The organism is Anoxybacillus sp. ST4, from assembly GCF_019448545.1.
GTDB lineage: Bacteria > Bacillota > Bacilli > Bacillales > Anoxybacillaceae > Anoxybacillus > Anoxybacillus pushchinoensis.
Genome location: NZ_JAHZOE010000001.1, coordinates 306,560 through 330,363 on the forward strand (window position 1 = coordinate 306,560; position 23,804 = coordinate 330,363).

At 43.1% G+C, this 23,804-nt stretch carries 28 protein-coding genes; 3 read left to right on the forward strand and 25 right to left on the reverse strand.

Features of this window, described 5'->3' with window-relative positions; translation table 11 throughout:
- Nucleotides 1-10 precede the first annotated feature (10 nt).
- The 24 genes from K1I44_RS01800 to gpr all read right to left on the reverse strand — a co-directional run bounded on the left by K1I44_RS01800 (nucleotide 11) and on the right by gpr (nucleotide 21,197).
- Entirely contained in the window at nucleotides 11-154 is a 144-nt protein-coding gene (locus K1I44_RS01800; RefSeq protein ID WP_003393918.1) for a YqzL family protein, read from the reverse strand.
- A gap of 99 nt (nucleotides 155-253) precedes the next feature.
- On the reverse strand, nucleotides 254-1,162 hold the full coding sequence (gene era, locus K1I44_RS01805; protein WP_003393916.1) for a GTPase Era: 909 nt from the start codon (nucleotides 1,160-1,162) through the stop codon (nucleotides 254-256).
- A gap of 66 nt (nucleotides 1,163-1,228) precedes the next feature.
- Entirely contained in the window at nucleotides 1,229-1,615 is a 387-nt protein-coding gene (locus K1I44_RS01810) for a diacylglycerol kinase family protein (protein WP_003393913.1), read from the reverse strand.
- Between the two features lie 6 nt (nucleotides 1,616-1,621).
- Complete coding sequence (gene ybeY, locus K1I44_RS01815; protein WP_003393910.1) at nucleotides 1,622-2,089, reverse strand: rRNA maturation RNase YbeY; 468 nt, start codon at nucleotides 2,087-2,089, stop codon at nucleotides 1,622-1,624.
- A 70-nt stretch (nucleotides 2,090-2,159) separates the two neighbouring features.
- Nucleotides 2,160-3,122 (reverse strand): PhoH family protein, encoded by a 963-nt coding sequence (locus K1I44_RS01820; RefSeq protein WP_003393906.1) that lies wholly within the window; start codon nucleotides 3,120-3,122, stop codon nucleotides 2,160-2,162.
- A gap of 3 nt (nucleotides 3,123-3,125) precedes the next feature.
- Nucleotides 3,126-4,313, reverse strand: coding sequence for a sporulation protein YqfD (gene yqfD, locus K1I44_RS01825; protein ID WP_003393905.1), 1,188 nt, complete (start codon nucleotides 4,311-4,313; stop codon nucleotides 3,126-3,128).
- An 11-nt stretch (nucleotides 4,314-4,324) separates the two neighbouring features.
- Nucleotides 4,325-4,609, reverse strand: a complete 285-nt coding sequence (yqfC, locus tag K1I44_RS01830) for a sporulation protein YqfC (RefSeq protein ID WP_003393904.1) — start codon at nucleotides 4,607-4,609, stop codon at nucleotides 4,325-4,327.
- Between the two features lie 53 nt (nucleotides 4,610-4,662).
- Nucleotides 4,663-5,007 carry a hypothetical protein gene (locus tag K1I44_RS01835; RefSeq protein WP_035044569.1) on the reverse strand — a complete coding sequence of 115 codons (345 nt, stop codon included), beginning with the start codon at nucleotides 5,005-5,007 and terminating at the stop codon, nucleotides 4,663-4,665.
- Nucleotides 5,008-5,014: 7 nt separating this feature from the next.
- Nucleotides 5,015-6,004, reverse strand: a complete 990-nt coding sequence (gene floA / locus K1I44_RS01840) for a flotillin-like protein FloA (RefSeq protein WP_219985091.1) — start codon at nucleotides 6,002-6,004, stop codon at nucleotides 5,015-5,017.
- Entirely contained in the window at nucleotides 6,001-6,663 is a 663-nt protein-coding gene (locus K1I44_RS01845) for an NfeD family protein (RefSeq protein WP_003393901.1), read from the reverse strand. The genes floA and K1I44_RS01845 overlap by 4 nt, the downstream gene beginning before the upstream one ends.
- A gap of 94 nt (nucleotides 6,664-6,757) precedes the next feature.
- The gene (locus tag K1I44_RS01850) at nucleotides 6,758-7,201 is read right to left on the reverse strand and encodes a GatB/YqeY domain-containing protein (protein WP_003393899.1); all 444 of its coding nucleotides are present in this window, start codon (nucleotides 7,199-7,201) and stop codon (nucleotides 6,758-6,760) included.
- 14 nt (nucleotides 7,202-7,215) lie between these two features.
- Nucleotides 7,216-7,389 (reverse strand): 30S ribosomal protein S21, encoded by a 174-nt coding sequence (gene rpsU, locus K1I44_RS01855; protein ID WP_003393897.1) that lies wholly within the window; start codon nucleotides 7,387-7,389, stop codon nucleotides 7,216-7,218.
- A gap of 99 nt (nucleotides 7,390-7,488) precedes the next feature.
- Nucleotides 7,489-8,841: a tRNA (N(6)-L-threonylcarbamoyladenosine(37)-C(2))-methylthiotransferase MtaB gene (mtaB, locus tag K1I44_RS01860; RefSeq protein ID WP_003393896.1), complete on the reverse strand. Its 1,353-nt coding sequence runs from the start codon at nucleotides 8,839-8,841 to the stop codon at nucleotides 7,489-7,491.
- Between the two features lie 10 nt (nucleotides 8,842-8,851).
- Nucleotides 8,852-9,601, reverse strand: coding sequence for a 16S rRNA (uracil(1498)-N(3))-methyltransferase (locus K1I44_RS01865; RefSeq protein WP_003393895.1), 750 nt, complete (start codon nucleotides 9,599-9,601; stop codon nucleotides 8,852-8,854).
- Nucleotides 9,602-9,632: 31 nt separating this feature from the next.
- Nucleotides 9,633-10,571, reverse strand: a complete 939-nt coding sequence (gene prmA / locus K1I44_RS01870) for a 50S ribosomal protein L11 methyltransferase (RefSeq protein WP_219985092.1) — start codon at nucleotides 10,569-10,571, stop codon at nucleotides 9,633-9,635.
- A gap of 23 nt (nucleotides 10,572-10,594) precedes the next feature.
- Nucleotides 10,595-11,716 carry a molecular chaperone DnaJ gene (gene dnaJ / locus K1I44_RS01875; protein ID WP_003393893.1) on the reverse strand — a complete coding sequence of 374 codons (1,122 nt, stop codon included), beginning with the start codon at nucleotides 11,714-11,716 and terminating at the stop codon, nucleotides 10,595-10,597.
- A 131-nt stretch (nucleotides 11,717-11,847) separates the two neighbouring features.
- Entirely contained in the window at nucleotides 11,848-13,665 is a 1,818-nt protein-coding gene (gene dnaK / locus K1I44_RS01880) for a molecular chaperone DnaK (protein WP_219985093.1), read from the reverse strand.
- Nucleotides 13,666-13,678: 13 nt separating this feature from the next.
- The gene (gene grpE, locus K1I44_RS01885) at nucleotides 13,679-14,260 is read right to left on the reverse strand and encodes a nucleotide exchange factor GrpE (RefSeq protein ID WP_219985094.1); all 582 of its coding nucleotides are present in this window, start codon (nucleotides 14,258-14,260) and stop codon (nucleotides 13,679-13,681) included.
- 66 nt (nucleotides 14,261-14,326) lie between these two features.
- Nucleotides 14,327-15,361, reverse strand: a complete 1,035-nt coding sequence (gene hrcA, locus K1I44_RS01890; RefSeq protein WP_003393885.1) for a heat-inducible transcriptional repressor HrcA — start codon at nucleotides 15,359-15,361, stop codon at nucleotides 14,327-14,329.
- Nucleotides 15,362-15,438: 77 nt separating this feature from the next.
- Nucleotides 15,439-16,581, reverse strand: coding sequence for a radical SAM family heme chaperone HemW (gene hemW, locus K1I44_RS01895; protein WP_219985095.1), 1,143 nt, complete (start codon nucleotides 16,579-16,581; stop codon nucleotides 15,439-15,441).
- Nucleotides 16,582-16,627: 46 nt separating this feature from the next.
- On the reverse strand, nucleotides 16,628-18,454 hold the full coding sequence (lepA, locus tag K1I44_RS01900; RefSeq protein ID WP_219985096.1) for a translation elongation factor 4: 1,827 nt from the start codon (nucleotides 18,452-18,454) through the stop codon (nucleotides 16,628-16,630).
- 93 nt (nucleotides 18,455-18,547) lie between these two features.
- The gene (locus tag K1I44_RS01905) at nucleotides 18,548-18,853 is read right to left on the reverse strand and encodes a YqxA family protein (protein ID WP_219985097.1); all 306 of its coding nucleotides are present in this window, start codon (nucleotides 18,851-18,853) and stop codon (nucleotides 18,548-18,550) included.
- Between the two features lie 9 nt (nucleotides 18,854-18,862).
- A complete protein-coding gene (gene spoIIP / locus K1I44_RS01910) occupies nucleotides 18,863-20,023 on the reverse strand; it encodes a stage II sporulation protein P (protein ID WP_219985098.1) in 1,161 nt (386 codons plus the stop codon).
- Nucleotides 20,024-20,093: 70 nt separating this feature from the next.
- Entirely contained in the window at nucleotides 20,094-21,197 is a 1,104-nt protein-coding gene (gene gpr, locus K1I44_RS01915) for a GPR endopeptidase (protein WP_003393875.1), read from the reverse strand.
- 191 nt (nucleotides 21,198-21,388) lie between these two features.
- Here gpr and rpsT point away from each other — a divergent pair, with 191 nt between their 5' ends.
- Both rpsT and K1I44_RS01925 read left to right on the forward strand, forming a co-directional pair.
- Nucleotides 21,389-21,655, forward strand: coding sequence for a 30S ribosomal protein S20 (rpsT, locus tag K1I44_RS01920; protein WP_003393873.1), 267 nt, complete (start codon nucleotides 21,389-21,391; stop codon nucleotides 21,653-21,655).
- Nucleotides 21,656-21,714: 59 nt separating this feature from the next.
- The gene (locus K1I44_RS01925) at nucleotides 21,715-22,398 is read left to right on the forward strand and encodes a Crp/Fnr family transcriptional regulator (protein ID WP_219985099.1); all 684 of its coding nucleotides are present in this window, start codon (nucleotides 21,715-21,717) and stop codon (nucleotides 22,396-22,398) included.
- A gap of 7 nt (nucleotides 22,399-22,405) precedes the next feature.
- Here K1I44_RS01925 and holA read toward each other — a convergent pair whose 3' ends face one another.
- Nucleotides 22,406-23,386, reverse strand: coding sequence for a DNA polymerase III subunit delta (gene holA / locus K1I44_RS01930; protein WP_035044563.1), 981 nt, complete (start codon nucleotides 23,384-23,386; stop codon nucleotides 22,406-22,408).
- 239 nt (nucleotides 23,387-23,625) lie between these two features.
- On the opposite strand from holA, the gene K1I44_RS01935 reads away from it, so the two are divergent.
- Nucleotides 23,626-23,760 carry a YqzM family protein gene (locus K1I44_RS01935; RefSeq protein ID WP_003393868.1) on the forward strand — a complete coding sequence of 45 codons (135 nt, stop codon included), beginning with the start codon at nucleotides 23,626-23,628 and terminating at the stop codon, nucleotides 23,758-23,760.
- The last annotated feature ends 44 nt before the right edge of the window (nucleotides 23,761-23,804 follow it).

The following is a 23,804-nucleotide window of genomic DNA, read 5'->3' on the forward strand; positions in this document are numbered from 1 at the left end:
CCTTCCAACGTTAAAGGACGTGGTAATCTCGTTCTGCTAAGTAATATGTCTCATTATCCCCTTGCTCTTGCGTTTCGCGTTCTAACTCCTTAAATAAAAGATACGTGTCAATATTTCCTGTTTGACTAAACAGTTTCCAAGTAAAATCGAGCATCGAACCACACCTTTCTCTCGTTAGTTGACGGTGATTGAGCAGCTCATTTGTAGTTTGCCCTTCTCTCGCTGTCACGATGTCTTTTAAAATTTTACAGCCTTAATATTCGTCTTCTCGATAACCAAGATCCCGCAACTGTCCCATTTTATTGCGCCAATCTTTTTGCACCTTTACCCATAGTTCTAAAAACACTTTTGAACCGAGTAGCGCCTCAATATCGACGCGCGCCCGCTGGCCGATTTCTTTTAACATTTGACCGCGCTTGCCGATAATAATTCCTTTTTGCGAATCTCGCTCCACAATAATTGTAGCCGCCACGTATACTGTATCGCTATTTTCACGGCGTTCGATCGAATCGATGACGACCGCAATCGAATGAGGCACTTCTTCTCTCGTCAAATGAAGCGCCTTTTCCCGAATAAATTCAGCAATAATGAATCGCTCGGGATGATCTGTTACTTGGTGCGCTGGGTAATATTGTGGCCCCTCAGGCAAGTAGTTTTTAATTTGTTGCAGCAACGTTTCGACATTGTTGCCTTGCAACGCTGAAATAGGAATAACTTCAGCAAACGCATGGAGCGAGCGATATTGCTCAATGAGCGGCAATAGGTCGTCCGGATGCACTTCATCGATTTTATTAATGACTAAAAACACCGGTGTTTGCACATGCTTTAAGCGCTCAATAATAAATTCATCTCCGCGACCGAGCCCTTCTACTGCGTTTACCATAAATAAAATTAAATCGACCTCTTGCAGCGCGCTTTGCGCTACTTTCACCATAAAATCGCCAAGCTTATGCTTCGGCTTATGAATGCCTGGCGTATCGATAAAAATGATTTGCGCGTCGTCTGTCGTGTATACACCTTGAATTTTATTGCGCGTCGTTTGTGGCTTATCGCTCATAATCGCAATTTTTTGCCCGATGACGCGATTTAAAAATGTAGATTTTCCTACATTCGGTCTTCCGATAATAGCTACGAATCCTGACTTATATCCTTCTCTAATCATGTAAACCTCCAACGCATAACGTATGCTTCTTTTTTATTTTACCAAAATATGAACACGATTTCACTACTATTTATGAAAATGTAAAGAATTTTTAAAAAATACATACATATAAGGAAAGAAAATGGAAATCCCTATAACGACGGAAAGCATGGCAAAAACGAGCACAGCACCAGCCGCCAAATCTTTCGCTTCTTTCGCTAACGGTCGATACTCATCCGTCACTAAATCAACCGTCCGTTCGATGGCGCTATTGACTATTTCTAAGCTAATAACTGCTCCAATCGTCAGCAACAAAATCAGCCACTCCATTTTCGAAATACGAAACACCGTCGCCGCAACAACTACGACGGACGTTGCTGTTAAATGAACGCGCATATGTCGCTCATGACGAACAGCGAGACGAATACCGTTTAAAGCATATGACATGCTCGCAATCAATCGCTTCCAGCTCATCATTTATCATCTCGTTAAACCGAACTGTTGTAACAATTGTTCTTGTTTTGCAAACATCACTTTTTCCTCTTCTTCCGTCTCATGATCATAGCCAAGCAAATGTAAAAAACCATGCACCGCTAAAAAGCCGAGCTCACGCATAAACGAATGGCCGTATTGCTCTGCTTGTTCACGCGCTTTTGGCAAAGAAATGATAATATCTCCTAGCACAGGCGGCAAGTCTGCACCGATAATTTCGATTTCTTCTTCCCCCATTTCTTCAAGCGCAAATGAAATGACATCTGTCGGTGCATCTTTTCCACGATACTCACGGTTTATTTCGCGAATTTTTTCATTGTCAACAAATGTCACACTCATCTCAGCGCCACTCGGCACGTTTTCTTCCTTTGCAGCATGTTGCAATAGCTGCTCAAGCAACTCAAGCTGTTCATCGGTTACTTCATTTGTTTCATCTATAAAATCAATGATTAACACGCAAATCCCTTCTTCCTCTATATGATTATGACAAAAGTGCAAAAAGGACCCACAACAATATGGGTCGCATTTACATTCCAGCTTCTTCATATGCAGCAATAATTTTGCCGACGAGCGGATGGCGTACAACATCAGCTTGCTCCAAAAAGACGAATGAAATTCCGTTTACATTCGTCAAAATATCTTTTGCAATCGCAAGTCCGGAGCGGACGCCTTTTGGCAAATCAACTTGCGAAATATCACCGGTAATGACCATTTTCGAACCAAATCCGAGGCGTGTCAAAAACATTTTCATTTGCGAAGGCGTCGTATTTTGTGCCTCATCTAAAATGACAAATGCATCATCTAACGTGCGCCCACGCATATAGGCAAGCGGAGCAATTTCAATTGCACCGCGTTCAATTAATCGCTGTGTATGCTCATGACCAAGCACGTCATGAAGCGCATCATAAAGCGGCCGTAAATATGGATCGACTTTTTCCTTTAAATCCCCGGGTAAAAACCCTAAGTTTTCGCCTGCTTCCACAGCTGGCCGCGTTAAAATAATTCGCTTGACTTGTCCGTTTTTCAATGCCTGGACAGCCATCACAACCGCTAAATACGTTTTCCCTGTTCCTGCTGGTCCAATGCCAAAAATTAAATCGTGCCGTTGAATGGCAGAAACGTATTGCCGCTGACCGAGCGTTTTCACGCGGATCGCTTTTCCCTTTGCATTTTTGCCAACTTCTTCGTTGTACAGTTCCGCAAAGTAAGAAATCGTGCCATTTTTGGCCATTTGTAGCGCATAAAGCACGTCCCGTTCACTAATTACAATACCTTTGCGAATGACAAGCAACAAATGGCGCAATAGCTCATCAACGAGTTCAATATGTTGTCTGTTTCCTGAAACGCTGATCGCTTCCCCGCGCGTTACAATCGAAACACCTAGTTCTTGTTCAATTCGCTTTAAGTGAATATCGTGCGTACCAAACAAAGCGAGCGCTTCATCTGCATTTTGTACGTTAGGGTAAATCGTGACAAACTGTTCCGACATTCCTCAGTCTCCTTGAATAATTGGTTGTGGTATCGCAATGTTTTCAATGACTTGGTAGTGCATTTCTACTTTTACTTTACCATTCTCCTTCGTCTCATGCAAAACTTTTTCACCTTGAATAGTCGCGTCTGCTGGCAAATTCCGTTTTAACTGCTCGCGCGCTATTCGTTTCGCTGCTAATTTAGCTTCATCATATGAATATTCCCGAACTACAATCTCTTTTTCACGCCACACTACTTTTTCATAAGTAACAGGCAACGTCCACGTCAAAAAACGAAATGTTTTTTCATCAACTTGTTTTTCAAATTGTGAAAATTGCTCTTTATTATTCCAAAAAAACGGAATTTTCCACGACCAGAGTCGAAGATAATGTGTTTCACGCTTCTTTCCTGTAAACATGTAAAACGTCGTCTTCATCGGAACGATAACGGTAGACTTGTACCATGTTTCTCCTAAAATTTGACCGCGCGCAGGCACGATCTCCGTTTGCCCTTCTTTCCCAATGAAACCTGAGACGAGCAGTTGTCCTGGAACGACGTGATCATGAACTTCTACAACCGCTTGACCTTGTTCAACAAACATATACGTAATGACTGCTTTTTTCTTCGCAACGAGATGTTGGGGAGTGTGCGATTCGGTTTGTTTCGGTTGCTTTTTTTCGACTACTTGACAATATAGCGTCGTTCCACGCCATTCAACACCAATCCATGTAATCGTATCCATATTGTTCATAATTGTTTTTTGAATGGATTCGGGAGTAGGGACGACAAATTGTAGCGCTCCTCGTTCAACACCGATTTTTTTCAATTGTTGCCGAACCGCATGTTCCGTTTCAGCGTTTCCTCCTGTCACTTCAATTCGCCAAACCATATTAGATAATAAAAATACAATACATATAAAAACAACTAATCCGACAACGATGCCGCTATTTTTCCATGACGCTTTCACCCAAAACGGTGCCCCTTTTCGCTCGAGAATATACAATTTACAACCACTTTTTCGCATCGCAATACGCACATGACGAAGATCGCGGAGAAATATATAACACGTGAGTGAATGTTCCCCCTCTCTTCTTACGTCCCATATGTATATGCCTCGTCGTGTGCATTCGTTTAATAATCGTTCTAATCCTTTTCCAACAATACGTATACGCAAGTTTCCTGACAGCCGATACATCCATTCGTTTTTCACACCCGCCCCCCCTATTCTTCCAAATACAGCACTTGGCTAATTTTCCCCTCAAGCAAAATTTCTTCAGGCAAAATCGTTTTAATGCTAAACGACTCCCCTTTAACAAGTAACTGACCGTTTTTTAACAATAAGCGCAACTCGCGGTCTGTAAATAGAAGCAAACCGCGATGATTTTCTATGTAGATGTGAATATGTCCAATCATCGTAATACGGGGGAGATCAACGATGACATCTGCCGGCAATTCCATTTGATTCGTTAGCCATTGCCGCATTTTGTTTTTCCACTTTTTTATCATAAACAAAACCCCCTTTCATCTCATATGTATGAGAGAAAAGGGGGTTATAGCACTTATTTTCTGCCAAACGGACGCTTCGCGCGCGGCGGACCAAACACTTCAGAAAAAATTACACCTTGTACGAGCGGATGGGTGGGCAATTGTTTTGCTTTTGTTTGCTGCTTGGCAGTCGGCTGTGATACGACAACTTGCTCCTGCTTTTGGTTGACTGTCCGTCTCGTTCGCGGTTCAACTTCTGTCAAAACAGCTGTCGACTGTTGTTCTTGTTGTTCTCGTTGTTCTTTTCGTTCCACCGTCTCTTCTAATGCTTTCATCCATTTTCCAATCCAAGAAATAAACGCTCCTAAAATAAACACGACAAATATGTTGTCAAAAAGCCAATCGATGAGCATCATCATTCATTCCTCACTTTTGCTCGTCATCAGGATGTTGTGTGAGCTTACCAATCGAATCACGCATATTTGTATCTGCCATAATGTTTTTTAAGTTCATATAGTCCATGACGCCGAGCTTGCCAGAGCGAAGCGCCTCTGCCATCGCAAGCGGCACTTGCGCTTCCGCTTCAATTACTTTCGCTTGCATTTCTTGTACGCGCGCTTTCATTTCTTGTTCAAGCGCTACTGCCATTGCACGACGCTCTTCTGCTTTCGCTTGCGCAATCTTTTTATCTGCTTCCGCTTGGTCTGTTTGTAATTCCGCACCAATGTTTTTCCCGATATCAATATCGGCAATATCGATCGATAAAATTTCAAACGCCGTCCCTGAATCTAGCCCTTTAGCTAACACCGTTTGAGAAATCATATCTGGATTTTCTAGCACTTTTTTATGATCGTCTTGAGAGCCGATCGTTGAAACTATTCCTTCCCCTACGCGCGCAATAATCGTCTCTTCACCTGCACCACCAACTAAACGATCAATATTTGCACGTACAGTAATGCGCGCTTTCGCCTTCACCTCAATACCATCCATCGCCACACCAGAAATGAACGGCGTTTCAATGACTTTCGGATTGACGCTCATTTGTACGGCTTCCAATACGTTTCGACCAGCTAAGTCAATCGCTGCGCAACGCTCAAACGTTAAATTAATGTTCGCTCTTTGAGCGGCAATTAAAGCGTTAACGACGCGGTCAACATTACCACCTGCTAAGTAATGGCTTTCTAACTGATTAATTGTCACATCTAATCCCGCTTTTTTCGCTTTAATGAGCGGATTAATGACGCGCGATGGAATGACGCGGCGCAATCGCATTCCGATCAGCGTAAAAATGCTAATCGGCACGCCGGAAGCAAGCGCTGAAATCCAAAGCATAACCGGAACAAATGAAAAGAAAACAGCTAACAACACAAGCCCTAAAGCAATCGCAATAATAAATAAAAATTGATCTGGTGTCATACGACTTCCTCCTCTTTTTTACATTCACGAACGACGATTTTTAAGCCATCTACATAAACGACTTCAACAGGACGATGTCGATCAATATATTCCCCTTCTGTCACGACATCTACACGCTCTTCATGAATGAGCGCTGTCCCAGCCGGTCGCAACACCGTTAGCGTCATGCCGCGCTTTCCGATTAAATCGACACGCGCTTCATGAGACACATACCCTCTTTCATTTCGCTGTTCGTCAGTTAGCACAATTTTTTCAAAAAGCGCCATCTTCTTTTTAGCAACTCGACTAAGCCACAGCCCCATAATAAGCGCACTAACGACGGCTACCGATAAAGACACGGTAATGAACGGAGAGTGCTTGGCAGCCAAAAACAAACTCCACACAAGCGTGCCTACCCCAGCGAAACCGATCACCCCGCCCGGTACAAACAACTCAATGACCAACAAAATGAGACCAATAGCGAACAATATGATCGCCCCGACGCTTGTTAAACCAGCCGCTAAATGCGATGAAAAAAAAAGGAAGAAACAAATGAAGCTTATTGTTCCTTTCCAATTCCAACGCGCATCGTACAGCTGCGCAACAAACGTCACGCTACCGACGATCAACAAAAGCGCAACGAGAAACGGGTGCGTCAAAGCGATAATGAAACCGGTCATGCTTTTTCCTCCCTTCACCTTTAATATGTACGTACGGGGAGAAAAAAAGTTTCAAAAATAGAAAACACCTTACAGTATTGTAAGGTGTTTTTCTTTAGCTTAAATGCTGTTGAACAAGTTTGTTTACGAGCGAGCCGTCCGCTTTTCCTTTCACTTTCGGCATGATCGCTCCCATTACTTTACCCATATCCGCTTTTGAGGAAGCGCCTACTTCGGCAATCGTTTCTTTCACGATTTGCACAAGCTCTTCTTCGCTCAACTGCTTCGGCATGTAAAGTTCAAGAACCGTAATTTCTTCTTTTACTTTATCAACAAGGTCTGTGCGACCAGCTTTTTCAAATTCTTGGAGGGAGTCTTTACGCTGTTTTAATTCGCGAGAAAGTACGGTTAATTCTTCATCTTCGGTCAACGTTTTGCCAAGTTTAATCGCTTCGTTTTGCAAAGCGGATTTTACCATACGAATGACCGACAATTTGTCCTTCTCTTTGTTTTTCATCGCTTGTTTCATATCATTGTTCAAACGTTCGAGAAGACTCATAAATACACCCTCTTTTAATATTTGCGCTTTCTAGCCGCTTCAGACTTTTTCTTGCGTCTTACGCTTGGCTTTTCATAGAATTCGCGCTTTCTTGCTTCTTGTAACGTACCTGTTTTTGAAACCGCACGTTTGAAGCGACGAAGAGCATCTTCAAGCGACTCGTTTTTACGAACGATCGTTTTTGACATCCTACTTCCCTCCCTCCGAACAAAACCGCTAATCCTTGTCACATGTAGAACATGTACTTTCAAAGTATAATATAACCAAGTCCATAAGTCAACTTCTTTTTACGAGCTTAACCGAATGGCATCGTCGACATCGTGAATGACGCGGACAAACTCGCCTTCGTTATACGGATAACCTGCCTTCGTAATCTTCACTTTCACGAGTTGACCGACCATGTCTTCCGTCGCCGGGAACTTTACTTTTAAGTAGTTGTCTGTATAACCGACGTATAGGCCGCTCGTTGGATTTTCTTTATCAAGTTCTTCTGGAATGACTTCTAGCACTTGTCCTTCAAACATCGACGCATACTCTTTCGCCAATTGATCAGAAAGCGCGATTAAACGATGGACACGTTCATTTTTTATTTCCTCGTCCACTTGATCAGGCATTCTCGCAGCTGGTGTACCTGTTCGTTTCGAGTATGGGAAGACGTGCAATTCAGAGAAACGTTGCGCACGAATAAATTCATACGTCTCCATAAATTCTTCTTCCGTTTCCCCTGGGAAGCCGACAATGACATCAGATGTAACAGCTAAATCTGGAAATACTTCGCGCAGACGAGCTAATCGTTCCGCAAAAAATTCGGTCGTATATTTGCGGCGCATCCGTTTTAACACTGTATTTGAGCCGGATTGTAGCGGAATGTGCAAATGCCGGACAATTTTATCCGACCGTTTCAACACGTCAATCACTTCATCTGTAATTTGACTCGCTTCAATAGATGAAATACGCAACCGTTTTAATCCTTTCACTTGCTCATCAATATCGCGCAACAACATGGCGAAGTTATAATCTTTCATATCTTCTCCATATCCGCCTGTATGAATGCCCGTTAATACGATTTCCTTATAGCCTGCATCTACAAGCTGTTGCGCCTGACGAATGACTTCTTTTGGATCACGCGAACGCATTAAGCCGCGCGCCCACGGAATAATGCAAAACGTACAAAAGTTGTTACATCCTTCTTGAATTTTAAGCGATGCGCGCGTGCGGTCGGTAAACGCAGGGACATCAAGTTCTTCATACACGCGCGTCTTCATAATGTTGCGCACCCCATTAATCGGCTGACGTTGTTGTTTAAACTGTTCAATGTACTCTAAAATTTTCCCGCGATCTTGTGTGCCGATGACGATATCAACACCCGGAATCGCCATCACTTCCGCCGGAGACGTTTGCGCATAACAGCCCGTTACACATATGACTGCATCTGGATTACGGCGCACCGCGCGACGAATGACTTGACGGCTTTTCTTATCCCCTGTATTCGTTACTGTACATGTATTAATAACATACACATCTGCATGAGTCTCAAAATCTTTTCGTTCATATCCAGCTTGCTTAAACAATTGCCAAATCGCTTCCGTTTCGTAATGATTCACTTTGCATCCTAACGTATGAAATGCAACTGTTGGCATATATATCACCTCACTTTAGTTCCCATTCGTAAGACAAAGCTGATAACGCATATAACGGCGCCGTTTCTGCCCGTAAGATGCGCGGCCCTAGACTACAAGCGACGAACCCATTTTCCGTTAGCAAAGCAACTTCCTGCTCCGAAAGCCCTCCTTCCGATCCGAAAACGATCAGGAGCGATTCCCCGTCGTTCATCGTTTGAAGGAGATGAGCAAATGCACGATGCCGCCCTTCTTTCGCCTCTTCCTCGTAAGCGATACATTTATGATCGATATCTTTCGCCCATGCGAGAAGCTGGCGAATGGTCATCGGGGCATAGACAGGCGGCATATACGCTCGGTGGGATTGTTCGGCCGCCTCTTTGACAATTTTTTGCCAACGTTCTACTTTTTTATCGCCTTTCTTCTCATCCCACTTGACGACGGAGCGAGAAGTGATAAGAGGAATGAACCCTTTTGCTCCAAGTTCTGTTCCTTTTTGCAACACGAATTCATATTTGTCGCCCTTTAACAATCCGCTAGCGATATACGCATGCACAGGAAGTTCTACATTTGTCTCCATCCATTGTATAATACGACACCGAACAAAATCATTGGAAATTTGTTCGATTTCACAAAGCATCGTCTCACTTTTTTCATTACAACAAAGAAGGCGATCACCTTCATTCATGCGCATGACTCGTCCAATGTGATGGACGTCATCGCCAGAAATGACTACATGATCGCCAACGACTTGCTCGTTACGTACAAAATATCGTTGCAATGCGAACACCCTTTTTCGTCATCATGTCAATTTATTGTTTTTTCGCAATAAACGCAACCCAGTCTTCCATCGTTAACGTTTCTTCAATTGTAAAGCCGGCGCGCAAAAGACCTTCTTTTACTTCTTGCTTTTTCGTTTGAATGATGCCCGATGTAATAAACATACCACCAGCACGCAATAAACGATACGCATCGTCAACAAAGCGAAGAATAATTTCAGCTAAAATGTTCGCCACGATGACATCGGCCTGTTCATCCATTCGATCAAGCAAATTGTTTTGTGAAACGATAACGACATCGTGTACTTTATTTAGCTTTACGTTCAACTTCGCGCTTTCTACTGCAACCGGATCTAAATCGAGCGCATGCACACGTTCAGCCCCTAACATGGCTGCGGCAATGCTTAAAATGCCCGAACCTGTGCCGACATCGACGACCGTATCGCCTTTTTTCACCGTTTTTTCAAGCGCTTGAATACACATCACAGTTGTCGGGTGCGTCCCTGTACCGAACGCCATGCCCGGATCTAGCTCAATAATTAGTTCATCGCTCGAAACCGGTTCATACGTTTCCCACGTTGGTACGATCGTAAAGCGCTCAGAAATTTTGACAGGGTTATAATATTTTTTCCACGCTGTTGCCCACTCTTCTTCGTTCACTTCGCTAATTGTAATTTTATTTCGCCCGATGTCAATGTTATATAACATTAAGTTGTTAATCGCCTGTTTAATTTCTTCAACCGTTTCACCTAAAAAACTATTTACTGGCAAATACGCCTTAATGATCACGCCTTCTTCGGGGTAATCGTCAGGATTGAGTTGGTAGATTTCCCCGTAAGTCGTTTCTCGTTCTTTCGTAAGTTCAAACGGATCTTCAATGACGACGCCGCCTGCACCTGCTTCATGTAAAATATTCGAAATCGCTTCGACCGCCTCATGTGTTGTATGAATGCTTATTTCTGACCATTTCATGATCTACCAACTCCTCCTTCACGTTACTCCCCTTTAAATGCTCGCTTCACTTTCGCAAAAAAGCTTTCCTCTTGACCGTGCCCTTGACTCAATTGCTCAAATTCACGCAACAACTGTTTTTGGCGTTCCGTTAATTTTGTTGGCGTAACGACGCGAACGCGAATATGTTGGTCCCCTTTTCCATACCCATGCACATTCGGCACTCCTTTTCCTTTCAGACGGAATTTCGTACCTGTTTGCGTACCAGCAGGAATTTTTAATTTCACTTTCCCATATAACGTCGGCACTTCAATATCTGCTCCAAGCGCTGCTTGCGTAAACGTAATTGGCATTTCGCAATAAATATCATCGCCGTCACGTTCAAAAAACTCATGTGGTTCGACATGGAAGACGATATATAAATCTCCCGCTGGTCCGCCATTAATACCCGGTTCACCTTGACCGGCTAGACGGAGCTGTTGACCATCATCGACACCTGCAGGAATTTTGACATGAATTTTTTTGCGCTTTTTCACGCGACCTGTCCCGTGACACGTCGCACATTTTTCTTTAATCAACTGCCCTGTGCCGCCGCAATGATGACAAACGCGCCGATTCACGATGCGGCCAAACGGTGTCGCTTGTTCGATCGTTAGTTGTCCTGTCCCGTGACAATGCGCGCACGTTTCTTTTTTCGTTCCAGCTTTCGCACCGGAACCATGGCACGTATCGCACGTTTCTTCGCGCGGAATTTCAATGTTCGTTTCTTTACCGAATACCGCTTCTTCAAATGTCAGGCGCATCGTGTATTGCAAATCTGCGCCTGCGCGCGGTGCGTTCGGATCACGGCGACGACCGCCGCCAAAAAAGCTACTGAAAATATCTTCAAAGCCGCCGAATCCACCAAAATCAAAGTCCGCACCGCCAAACCCACCAAACTGCTGGTTCGGATCAGTATGGCCAAACTGATCGTAATGGGCGCGTTTTTGATCATCGCTTAACACTTCGTATGCTTCTTTAATTTCTTTAAACTTTTCTGCTGCATCGGGCGCTTTATTAATATCTGGATGATACTGTTTTGATAACTTCCGATATGCTTTTTTAATTTCTTCTTTTGTCGCATTTTTACTCACGCCGAGCACTTCATAGTAGTCTCGTTTACTCATGATCACCCACTCCCGACTCGTTCACATGAACGTAATTTTATCATTGTCTGAACTCGTTGTGCAATATATTTGACGTTTCCATAGCAAAAAAGTCAAAGCCAAGGCAGGCCTGACTTTGACTTTTTGTTTGTTTACTTATCTTCTTTCACTTCTTCAAACTCTGCATCGACGACGTTGTCATCTTTTTTGCCTTCGCTTTGTTGCGCTTGTGCTTGTTGTGCAGCTTGTTCGTATAACTTGATCGAAAGTTGTTGTACAACTTCTTGCAACGCGTTTTTCTTCGCACGAATGTCTTCCATATCTTTTTTCTCAAGCGCTTCTTTCAATGCATCTTTTGCTTCTTGCGCCTTTTTCACATCCGCTTCGTCTACTTTTCCTTCTAGCTCTTTTAATGTTTTTTCCGTTGTGAAAATGAGATGGTCTGCTTCGTTGCGAAGTTCTACTTCTTCTTTTCGCTTCCGATCCGCTTCTGCGTTTTCTTCCGCTTCTTTAATCATGCGTTGAATTTCCTCTTCAGAAAGACCAGAAGAAGATTTAATTGTAATCGATTGTTCTTTATTTGTACCTAAATCTTTTGCCCGCACGTGCACAATACCGTTTGCATCAATGTCGAACGTGACTTCAATTTGCGGCACGCCGCGTGGAGCTGGTGGAATATCTGTTAATTGGAAACGGCCGAGCGTCTTGTTATCGGCAGCCATCGGACGTTCACCTTGTAACACGTGAATGTCCACTGCAGTTTGATTGTCTGCCGCCGTTGTAAAAATTTGTGATTTGCTTGTTGGGATCGTCGTATTGCGTTCAATTAATTTTGTAAATACGCCACCCATCGTCTCAATACCGAGCGAAAGTGGTGTAACGTCTAATAAAACGACGTCTTTTACATCACCGGCAATAACGCCACCTTGAATTGCCGCACCGATCGCAACGACTTCATCTGGGTTTACACCTTTATGCGGCTCTTTTCCAATTTCTTTTTTAATCGCTTCTTGAACGGCTGGAATGCGCGTTGAACCACCGACAAGAATGACTTTGTCGATATCATTAGGAGTCAAACCAGCATCTTTTAGCGCTTGACGGACAGGTCCCATCGTACGCTCAACTAAGTGCGCGGACAATTCTTCAAATTTTGCGCGCGTTAACGTCATTTCTAAGTGAAGTGGACCGTTCTCGTTCGCGCTAATAAACGGCAACGAAATTTGCGTTTGCATAACGCCGGAAAGCTCTTTTTTCGCTTTTTCTGCCGCATCTTTTAAACGTTGTAACGCCATTTTGTCTTTTGATAAGTCAATGCCGTTTTCTTTTTTGAACTCCTCGACTAAGTAATCAATAATGACTTGGTCAAAGTCGTCACCACCGAGATGGTTATCGCCAGCTGTTGCTTTTACTTCAAATACACCATCACCTAATTCAAGAATGGACACGTCAAACGTACCGCCGCCAAGGTCATAAACGAGAATCGTTTGATCTTCGTCCATCTTATCTAATCCGTATGCTAACGCTGCTGCTGTCGGCTCGTTAATGATGCGCTCGACTTCTAAACCAGCGATGCGACCTGCGTCTTTTGTCGCTTGGCGTTGTGCGTCGTTAAAGTATGCTGGAACAGTAATGACCGCACGTGTAACCGGCTCACCTAAATATGCTTCCGCATACGATTTTAAGTATTGTAAAATCATTGCCGAAATTTGTTGTGGTGTATATTCTTTTCCTTCTATTTGCACCTTATAGTCTGTTCCCATATGACGCTTGATCGAAATGATCGTATTCGGGTTTGTGATCGCTTGACGTTTTGCAACTTCACCGACTAAACGTTCACCGTTTTTAAACGCAACGACAGATGGTGTCGTGCGACCTCCTTCTGGGTTTGGAATAACTTTTGGTTCTCCACCCTCTAGCACAGCGACACAAGAGTTTGTCGTACCTAAGTCAATACCGATAATTTTGCTCATATACAGTCCCTCCTTATTGATTTACTTTGACCATTGCTGGACGAATCACACGATCTTTTAACTTGTACCCTTTTTGAAACTCTTCAACGACCGTGTTTGGTTCATAGTTTTGATCATCCACTTGCATCACCGCTTGATGTACGTGAGGATCGAACGGTTTTCCAACCGATTCAATCGCTTCGACCCCTTCTTTTTTGAGCGCCTCAATTAACGCGCGATATACCATTTCCATTCCTTGTAATAACGATTTTGCCTTTTCATCTTCGACTTGCACTTGTAGCGCGCGTTCAAAGTTATCTAAAATCGGTAACAAGTCAGCTACTAAGCTTTGCGCGCGATATTTTTCAGCAGCTTCCATATCTAAACGCACTCGGCGACGATAGTTATCGAAATCAGCATGCAAACGAAGTAAACGATTTTCCGCTTCCGCTAATTTCGCTTCTAATTGAGCGATTTTTTCGTTTGCAAGCGCTAACTCATCTTTTTCCTCTTGCGTTTCTTCGTTGTGTACTTGCTCATCTTCTTTTTGTTCAGCTTGTACGTCTTCGTTTTGTTGTTCAATCGTTTCATCATATGTACGCTGTTCTTTCTCCATCTTCTCACCTCCCTCAAATACTTGAAAAGCGGATGGGGAAAATCCCCATCCATAATATTGACATCGCTAATATTTTTGATACCACATCGTCAATACCTTCGATAAATCGTTCGCGACAAGATTCAATAAAGAAATGACGCGGGAATATTCCATACGTGTCGGTCCAAGCACTGCAATCGTACCGAGCTTTTCGCCACCGACGGAATATGTGGCAGTAATTAAACTGCAATTTTCCATTCCTTCCACATCGTTTTCAGTACCAATTTTCACTTGAACACCTTGTTGTTTATGCTTTCTTAACAAGCGATAAAACTCTTTTTCGTGCTCGATGACATTAAACAACGCGCGAAGCTTATCAATGTCGCTAAATTCCGGCTGACGGAGCATATTCATTTTTCCGCTTAAAAACATTTGCGCAGGCGCATTTAAATCTAAAGAAGACGCAAGCATACGCAACATATGGTCGTAGTTTTCGATGTGTTCACGGAAAATGTGCGCAACTTCCGTTTGAATTTTATTTGTTAATTCGTCTAAAGGCACACCCGTCAACCGCTCGTTTAAAATGTTCACCATCTTCTCTACATCGGATGGCGCAATAGACGGCGGAAGCGTCACGACATGCTTTTCAACATATCCTGTATCCGTTACGATAATCGCAACAGCCGTCTCCGCATGAAGCGGAATAATTTGGATCGTTTTTAGCTTATGTTCCTTCACTGAAGGACCAAGAACGACGGTCGTATAGTTCGTTAAATCAGATAAAATTTGCGCCGATTTTTGAATGAGTTTTTCTAATTCATATATTTGCTCATGAAAAATAGATTGAATCGTTTGAATATCTTCACTTGTTAGCCGAACAGGCGGCAGTAAGTGATCGACATAATAACGGTATCCTTTTTGGGACGGAACGCGACCAGACGAAATATGTGTCTTTTCAATAAACCCAAGTTCCTCTAAATCCGCCATTTCGTTGCGGATGGTGGCAGAGCTAAACGTAATATCCTCCTTCTTCGATAACGTCCGTGAACCAACAGGATGCCCTGAACGAATAAACTCATCAACAATCACTTTTAAAATTAACAATTGGCGATCTGTCAGCAATGCTCATCACCTCTGTTAGCACTCTAATGAAGCGAGTGCTAAATCTACTATTAAGGTATCAAATTGAACAGGTCATGTCAAGATGAAACGCCAAGAAACGATTGAAATACTTCATTGCCAAGCAATTTACCGCGATGCGTAAGAAAGAGAGCTTCATCTGTTTCATCAAGTAATCCATTTCTTTTGTGCAACATAATGGCATCGGAAAAGACGTCATGGACCGTTTTTCCATAACGTTGTAAAAATTGTTGCTTATTTACCCCTTTCGTTTTTCGCAATCCAAGAAACATATGCTCTTCCATTTGCTCTTCTTTTGAAACGATATGTGTGTGCACATGCGGAAGTTGACCTTGTTCAATGAGTTGAATATATTTTTTAATCGGTCCAGCGTTTACATATCTCACTCCGTTTACATAGCTATGCGCCCCTGCCCCGAATCCGTAGTAATGCTCGTTATTCCAATACGTCATATTATGACGGCTAATCCATCCTTCTTGTGCATAATTACTTAGTTCATATTGGTTATACCCATGCTTCTCCATCTGCTCCATGACCATCTCATACATATGAGCTTCTTCTTCTTGACTTGGTAGCGACAACGCTCGTTTTTTCATCAAATTATAAAATACCGTTTTCGGCTCGATAATTAATGAGTACGCCGAAACGTGTTGAATCGGTAAAGAAAATGTCAGTTGCAACGTCTCTTTTAGTTGATCGAGCGTTTGGGTCGGCAATGCGTACATTAAATCGATATTGATGTTATAAAAACCAAGTTTGTGCGCTCGCTCAATTGTCTCAATCGCTGTTTCTTTCGTATGCGTGCGTCCAATGCGCTGCAATAGCTCATTTGTAAACGTTTGTACCCCAAAACTTAGGCGATTAACTCCCCAATGTTTAAATACGTGCAGCTGTTCATCACTTACTCCATCTGGATTCGCCTCAATTGTCAACTCAACATTTGAAGCGATTGGGACGATGCGGTGAATAGCTCCTAACAGTCGATCGAGCTGTTTGGCGGTAAGCGACGTCGGCGTTCCTCCCCCGATAAATACCGTTTGGAGTTGCGATGTCGGAACGCGCTCAAACGTCCGTTCCATTTCGACGATCAACGCATCTATGTACGCATCGACCGGTTGTTGATGTAAAAATACTTTATTGAAATCACAGTAATGACAAATGTGCGTACAAAATGGAATGTGAATATACGCAGCTTGAATCATCCGTTTCACCCTTTTCTATATAAAAAACCGCAGAAACATTCTGCGGTTATTTTTGGTCGTCCATCTTTAAAACAGCCATAAACGCTTCTTGTGGCACTTCCACCGAGCCCACTTGTTTCATGCGCTTTTTCCCTTCTTTTTGCTTCTCAAGCAACTTCCGCTTACGGGAAATATCGCCCCCGTAACATTTCGCTAATACGTTTTTACGGAGCGCTTTAATCGTTGAACGTGCAATGATTTTATTTCCGATGGCTGCTTGAACAGGCACTTCGAACTGTTGGCGCGGAATTAAATCTTTTAATTTCTCAACAATCACTTTTCCGCGATCGTATGCTGAATCGCGATGAACGATGAACGATAAGGCGTCGACTTTTTCCCCATTTAATAAAATGTCCATTTTGACAAGCTTCGATGGTTTATAACCAATTAATTCATAGTCAAACGATGCGTATCCTTTTGTGCTCGATTTTAAAATGTCGAAGAAATCATATACAATTTCTGCGAGCGGCAATTCGTACGTTAACGTCACACGTCGCTCGTCTAAATATTGCATATCGCCAAAAATACCGCGCTTCTTTTGACATAGTTCCATGACAGGTCCGACGTAATCGTTTGGCACCATAATGGTCGCGCGCACATACGGCTCTTCTACGCGATCAATTTTTTGCGGATCAGGCATGTTTGACGGGTTATCGACAGCTAATTCCGTTCCGTCCGTCAAATATACTTTATAAACAACGCTTGGCGCTGTTGCAATAATGTCAATATTAAATTCGCGCTCTAAACGCTCTTGAATAATTTCCATATGCAAAAGCCCTAAAAAGCCGCATCGGAAACCGAAACCGAGCGCTTGGGATGTCTCTGGTTCAAACTGCAACGCAGCATCGTTTAACTGTAGCTTTTCTAGCGCCTCACGCAAATCGTTATAGCGCGCCGTATCGATCGGATATAAGCCGCAAAACACCATCGGGTTTAATCGACGATACCCTGGAAGCGGCTCGCTTGCTGGATTGTCTGCGTGCGTAATCGTATCCCCTACTCGCGTATCGCTGACATTTTTAATTGAAGCCGTTAAATAACCCACATCCCCAACTGTTAGTTCGTCCACGACTTTCGCTTTCGGTGTGAACACCCCGACTTCAACAACTTCAAATTCTTTTCCTGTCGCCATCATTTTAATTTTTTGACCGGCTTTAACTGTACCTTCAACGACACGAATGTATGCGACGACGCCGCGATACGGGTCGTACAACGAGTCGAAAATGAGCGCTTTAAGCGGCGCATCCGGGTCACCAGATGGAGCAGGAATTTTTTGAACGATTTGTTCTAAAATTTCGTCGATCCCGATACCGACTTTCGCTGATGCCAACACCGCTTCTGATGCATCGAGACCGATCACATCCTCAATTTCTTGACGAACACGTTCAGGATCTGCACTTGGCAAGTCAATTTTATTAATGACTGGTAAAATTTCTAAATTGTTATCAATTGCTAAATATACGTTCGCTAACGTTTGAGCTTCAATGCCTTGGGCAGCATCAACGACTAAAATTGCCCCTTCACACGCCGCTAAACTACGAGATACTTCGTACGTAAAGTCGACGTGTCCCGGTGTGTCAATTAAATGTAAAATGTAATCGTTGCCGTCGTTCGCTTTGTAGCGAAGCTGGACGGCGTTTAATTTAATCGTAATGCCACGCTCACGCTCTAACTCCATCGAGTCAAGCGCTTGATCTTTCATCTCGCGCTCAGATAGCGCACCCGTCTTTTCAAGAATGCGGTCAGCAAGGGTAGACTTGCCGTGGTCGATATGTGCAATAATGGAAAAGTTGCGAATGCGATCCCTTCTTTTTAATCTTTCTTCACGATTCATCTATGTTCCACTCCTATAACATCCGAAATACGCTAGCTTTGATTATAGCAACAACGTTCGCAATATTCAACGTAAAAAAGAAAAGGCGGATCGTTATCCGGCCTTTTGTGTAAATGAAAGCATATGTTCGACGAGCGAATGAACGAAAGTGGCAAGCTGTTGTCCTACCTTCGAAAACACGTTAAACGTTTCGATTTGTTGTAGTTTTGCTTTTTTTTGTTCAAGCGATTGTCCGAGCACAATCGTTTCATCTTTTGACACATGTACAACTCGTTCAAGCGACGGATCGTTATACCCTTTCATTTTTCGCATTCCTTCATTCGCTTGTTGCATGCCGAGCAACACGCCAACTAAAAAAATGACGGCGATGAGTAAACTTTGAATTGTAAACTTCACCATCGTACTCACCTACTTTTTTTCTGCTTGTTGCGGCGCATTCACTTTTTCTGCTTGCCAATAATATTCACTAAATACATCGGCAACAGCGGCCGCTGTTCGATACAACTCTGGAAACGTATTATCGACACCACCAAATTCAATTAAAATGGCGTTTTCGGATAAATCTTGATTAAACTTTCCGTTCGTGCCAACACCTTTTTTCTCAAACGTTCCACGGCTCAACCCAGGATATTTTTTTTCAAGTAACTCATGTAATTTCGTGACAAGCTGCAAGTTTTTTTCATATTTCGCATTTTCTCCACCGATAATAAATGACACCCTCGCATAGTCGACGCCGTTAATTGTTACGGTCGTATCATTACGGCGACGAGAATCACGATGAATATCAATCAAATATTGAACATCCCGATTGTTCGTCATCGCTTCAATAACCGTTTTACGCGACATGTCGTATGCCTGGTAATACGGCATATTGTTTTTTAACAATTTGCCTATAAAGTCAGTCGTATCAACAACTGTACCGATTCCGCGCTTTTCTAATTCTTCCCCGAGCTTTTTCCCCACTCTCGTCACATTCACAGTCGGATGGTGGGCGAAGTTTGGATTTGTCACCCCTTTTAACGCCGGCAAATACGATTCTTGTGTATGCGTATGGTATATATAAACAACCTTTTTTCCTCCTGTCGTTTGCGAAGGAGCAGGAGCTGGCGGAGTTTCTTCCTCTTGAAGCTGTTCTTGTGCAGCTTCGCGCTCTGCAAGCAACACTTCTAGAGGAGGCGGGGATTCGTACGGAATGTTTGTAAAGTTCGTCCCTTCACCCGCCAAAATAATTTCGCTATCGTACAATGAAAAACCGGGAAGCTCCCGTCCAAGTAAGCTGCGCGGATCGTTAAAGTTTACGCTCGTCGTCATTTCGAAAAAATATGTCGAATAAGGTAACTGTCTTTTTTCTTTCGGCAACGTTTGACGGAAATACACATTTTCGGACGAAAGCACATGCACGAGCGATTCTGTTGAAAAACGATGTGCAACTTCATGCACGGAAGAAGAAGAAAGACGATATGTTGATGTCGCTGTCATCGTAGCGACAACGGTAATTGTTCCTATAAACAAAAACAAAATAAATATGATCCATTTTTTTATACTCGTCCCATCAACCGTTACCATCATGTCTATTTCACCCTTTCAAAGCTTGTCTACTCTATCATTATGACAAAGCTTTGAAAGATAGAACGAAAAACTAATGCGTATATGCCCCGACATTTTCTTGATCAATGCGGCCGTGTAAAGCTGCATTTAAACCGCTAGCTAATATGTTCGCCATCTCCTCGATAAATAAGTCGACTTCCTTTGGGGTGACCATTAAATTATGACCGATTGGGGCAAGCACTTCGTAAATTAACCGCCGCTTTTCTTCCTCTTGAAGCATACCGACCATTCCTAAAAAAGTAGAACGATCTGCCTCGCTCGGTAAATCTTCTTCCGTTAACCTTTTTTTCTTTCCGAACACGAGACTAGCTGGGGCAAGAGCACGAGCTGCCCGATTTCCTTCTTTCATTTCCCGTCCGAGATGTTTTAAAAGCAAATCAATCGTATCGCTCGCAATCGATACCGCATCAACCACAGTCGGTACACCGATCGCAATAACAGGAATGCCTAACGTTTGTTTGCTAAGTTCTTTTCGTTTGTTCCCAACTCCTGAACCTGGATGAATACCGGTATCCGAAATTTGAATAGTGGCGTTTACTCGTTCAATTGAACGTGCAGCTAGCGCGTCAATTGCAATAATGAAATCAGGTTTCGTTTTTTCTACAATGCCTGCAATAATATCGCTCGTTTCAATTCCTGTCATCCCCATCACCCCGGGAGCGAGCGCACTGACAGACCGAAAGCCGTCTTGAACACGTTCTGGTTGTAGCTGAAATAAATGACGCGTCACAACTAAATTGGATACAGCAAGCGGACCGAGCGCATCAGGTGTTACTTCTGCATTCCCCAATCCAACGACTAAACAGCTCGCTTCTTTCGGAATGCCAAGTTGTTGTAAAAACGAATAAAAATGTTTAGCGAACAGTTTTTCTACTTTTTGCTGCAAATCTGTATCTTGCGTTCGAATGCCTTGCGCTTCAATCGTTAAATATTTCCCAGCCTTTTTTCCTAACGTTTTTTCTCCTTCTTCCGTTACTTCCACAAATGAAAAGTGGATGCCATCTTCTTCCCAATCGCGAATATATATTCCTTCGAGCGATGTTTGTTGCTCGTTTTGCAGCCGTTCTTCAATCGCTATTTCGTGCGCTTCAATCGCCAAGTCCGTTCGAACACTATATGGTCGCAAGTCGATCATACTGTTTCCTCCATGTTTTTTTATCATTTGTTTTATCCATTTCTCTCCTTTTTCATACAATCGCACTTTTCCGGCTTTGCCCTATTGCATAATTAAGAGCAGTTTGGTAGAATATCACTTGTTCTTATTGTTCATCGAACTGTCGCGTATTGAACGTATATATTTGCGATCGGTTAACGGAGGTGAAAAAGATGGCAAACATTAAATCTGCAATTAAACGTGCAAAAACAAGCGAAAAGCGTCGCGCTCATAACGCATCTATGAAATCAGCAATGCGCACAGCAATCAAAAAGTTTGAAGCGCTTGTTGAATTAAAAGACGTGGAAAAAGCGAAAGAAGCTTTCGTACTTGCAACGAAAAAAATCGACAAAGCAGCTAGCAAAGGCTTAATCCACAAAAACGCTGCAAATCGCTATAAATCACGTTTAGCGAAAAAATTAAACAGCATTACAGCATAATGAAAAAAACAGCTTGTCATACGCGGCAAGCTGTTTTTTCGTTTCGGGAGGGGATACATATGTTTCATTGGGTAAAAGAGCGTTTAAAGGCGATTTCATTATTTTCCAATCTATCCGATCAAGAGTTAGACGCCATTGTACATATTGCGACGGTTCGGACATATAAACCGAAAACGCTCGCATTTATGCAAGGAGATCCGCTCGACCGCGTCTTTTTCATCGCTCGTGGAATGGTAAAAATTTATAAAACTGATACGAACGGAAAGGAACAAATTGTCTCCCTTTTACAAGAAGGCGATATGTTTCCACATACCGGCTTTTTTCGGCGTGGCGCATACCCTGCACATGCAGAAATGATGAGCGAAACGACGCTCATCGTCATCCCGATTGAGCAATTTGAACAAACGCTTATTTGTTACCCACAATTGTGCGTCAAGTTGTTTCGCGTGATGGGAGAAAAAATCATTGAATTGCAAACTCGTTTAGAAGAGCTCGCTTTCCATAATACAGCGGAACAATTAGCTCGACTTTTCATTCGATTGGCAAAAACAAACGGCACATACGTCAACGGTCGCTATCGCTTAAAAGCACCGCTAACGACTCGCGAATTAGCCAACATGATCGGAACAGCGCGCGAAACGGTAAGCCGCGCGTTAAGTCAACTGAAACAACAAGACATCGTCACAACCGACGAAGACGGCTGCTATATCATTGATGTTCATGCACTACAACAAAAGCGGTAGTGAAACGCTACCGCTCTAACTTTAAGAAAAACAACTGTAACAACAGCTGCTTGTCCGTCGCGCTACTTTTTAACGCATAATCGGTTTCTGCCAAATCGTATAATATACGCATAAGCTGTCGTTCGGAAAACCCGCTCGCATAACTAGCTGCCACTTTGACACGAAACGGATGGACACCTAACATCGAGGCAATTTGTTGTTGGCCATATCCTTTTTTCATCAGTTCCTTCACTTCGTAAATGAGACGAAACTGACTCGCTAACAACGCGACAAGCTTAATCGGCTCCTCGTTTTGCTTCAGTAAATCTTGAAGTGTTTGTAGCGCGGCTGGAACGTCTCGCTTCGCCATCTGTTCGACAAGAGTGAACACATTTTGTTCAAGCGTCCGCGATACAAGCAAACGGACATCGTTCGCCGTAATGGCGCGATGCTCGGCAAAAAGCATAAGCTTTTCGATTTCATTTGCTAGCGTAGCTAAGTCCGTCCCTGCTAACGTAAGCAATGTATCAATTGCGTCATCATCGATTTGACATTGCCCTTTCAGCCATTGCTTTAGTTCTTTTTCATTGAGGGGCTTGGCAACGATGACATTCGCTTTCTTTAATAACGCTTTCGTCACTTTTTTACGCTCATCTAGCTTCTCATACGCCCCGACAAAAATGACGCTCGAAAACGGCGCCGGCCGCTCGATGTAAGCCTCTAGCCGTTTGACGTCGTGCTCGACCTTGTCTTTTCCTTTTTCCGCCGTTAAAAAATACGGCTGCTTCACGACAACGACTTTCCGCTCACCAAAAAACGGAAGCGTTTCTGCATCTTCAAGCGCCACTTCAATCGGTGTTTCTTCGCAATCGTATGTACTGACATTCCACTCCCGCTCTTCGTCCGACAACGCTCGGCGAACAATTTGTTCGTGGGCTTGTTTAATTAAAAAATGCTCCGTGCCATAAATGACGTATAGTTGTTCCATGTTCTCTTCCCCATTCTTCATCCACTTTCTTTAAAGAACATACAACGTTTCGGAGCATTTTACAAGGGAGTTAGCAGATGAAAATCGCCAACTCCCATTTATTTAAACGCTGGAAAACAAGCCCTAGGAACTCGTTTGTCCAACGGGTATCTTTATCTTTTCCGATCTGACGAGAACTATTTGTGACAACTGTTGTCAACGATGTAGATTTTCTCTCTTTTTTCCCTTATACTAATGGTGAGAAAATAGGAGGGATGGTCATGAACGAATTTGAAAAAAACGTTCAATGTACGCGCAACGATGCCGTTGACTCGGCTGTTGGCTTCATCGTATCATTCGGCTTTTTCGCCACAATGTTCATTATTGCCACACTTGTGAAGTTTTTCGGTGCGTAATGAACAACAAAAAGAGATTGCTGCGTGCAGTCTCTTTTTTCTTG

Excerpts from the sequence above, each read along its gene's own strand:
- K1I44_RS01800 (WP_003393918.1), bottom strand. The coding sequence starts at position 154 with ATGCTCGATTTTACTTGGAAACTGTTTAGTCAAACAGGAAATATTGAC.
- era (WP_003393916.1), bottom strand. The coding sequence starts at position 1,162 with ATGATTAGAGAAGGATATAAGTCAGGATTCGTAGCTATTATCGGAAGA.
- K1I44_RS01810 (WP_003393913.1), bottom strand. The coding sequence starts at position 1,615 with ATGAGCTGGAAGCGATTGATTGCGAGCATGTCATATGCTTTAAACGGT.
- K1I44_RS01820 (WP_003393906.1), bottom strand. The coding sequence starts at position 3,122 with ATGTCGGAACAGTTTGTCACGATTTACCCTAACGTACAAAATGCAGAT.
- yqfC (WP_003393904.1), bottom strand. The coding sequence starts at position 4,609 with ATGATAAAAAAGTGGAAAAACAAAATGCGGCAATGGCTAACGAATCAA.
- K1I44_RS01835 (WP_035044569.1), bottom strand. The coding sequence starts at position 5,007 with ATGATGATGCTCATCGATTGGCTTTTTGACAACATATTTGTCGTGTTT.
- floA (WP_219985091.1), bottom strand. The coding sequence starts at position 6,004 with ATGACACCAGATCAATTTTTATTTATTATTGCGATTGCTTTAGGGCTT.
- K1I44_RS01845 (WP_003393901.1), bottom strand. The coding sequence starts at position 6,663 with ATGACCGGTTTCATTATCGCTTTGACGCACCCGTTTCTCGTTGCGCTT.
- K1I44_RS01850 (WP_003393899.1), bottom strand. The coding sequence starts at position 7,201 with ATGAGTCTTCTCGAACGTTTGAACAATGATATGAAACAAGCGATGAAA.
- rpsU (WP_003393897.1), bottom strand. The coding sequence starts at position 7,389 with ATGTCAAAAACGATCGTTCGTAAAAACGAGTCGCTTGAAGATGCTCTT.
- mtaB (WP_003393896.1), bottom strand. The coding sequence starts at position 8,841 with ATGCCAACAGTTGCATTTCATACGTTAGGATGCAAAGTGAATCATTAC.
- prmA (WP_219985092.1), bottom strand. The coding sequence starts at position 10,571 with ATGAAATGGTCAGAAATAAGCATTCATACAACACATGAGGCGGTCGAA.
- dnaJ (WP_003393893.1), bottom strand. The coding sequence starts at position 11,716 with ATGAGTAAACGAGACTACTATGAAGTGCTCGGCGTGAGTAAAAATGCG.
- dnaK (WP_219985093.1), bottom strand. The coding sequence starts at position 13,665 with ATGAGCAAAATTATCGGTATTGACTTAGGTACGACAAACTCTTGTGTC.
- grpE (WP_219985094.1), bottom strand. The coding sequence starts at position 14,260 with ATGGAGAAAGAACAGCGTACATATGATGAAACGATTGAACAACAAAAC.
- hemW (WP_219985095.1), bottom strand. The coding sequence starts at position 16,581 with ATGATTCAAGCTGCGTATATTCACATTCCATTTTGTACGCACATTTGT.
- lepA (WP_219985096.1), bottom strand. The coding sequence starts at position 18,454 with ATGAATCGTGAAGAAAGATTAAAAAGAAGGGATCGCATTCGCAACTTT.
- K1I44_RS01905 (WP_219985097.1), bottom strand. The coding sequence starts at position 18,853 with ATGGTGAAGTTTACAATTCAAAGTTTACTCATCGCCGTCATTTTTTTA.
- spoIIP (WP_219985098.1), bottom strand. The coding sequence starts at position 20,023 with ATGATGGTAACGGTTGATGGGACGAGTATAAAAAAATGGATCATATTT.
- gpr (WP_003393875.1), bottom strand. The coding sequence starts at position 21,197 with ATGATCGACTTGCGACCATATAGTGTTCGAACGGACTTGGCGATTGAA.
- rpsT (WP_003393873.1), top strand. The coding sequence starts at position 21,389 with ATGGCAAACATTAAATCTGCAATTAAACGTGCAAAAACAAGCGAAAAG.
- K1I44_RS01925 (WP_219985099.1), top strand. The coding sequence starts at position 21,715 with ATGTTTCATTGGGTAAAAGAGCGTTTAAAGGCGATTTCATTATTTTCC.
- holA (WP_035044563.1), bottom strand. The coding sequence starts at position 23,386 with ATGAAGAATGGGGAAGAGAACATGGAACAACTATACGTCATTTATGGC.
- K1I44_RS01935 (WP_003393868.1), top strand. The coding sequence starts at position 23,626 with ATGAACGAATTTGAAAAAAACGTTCAATGTACGCGCAACGATGCCGTT.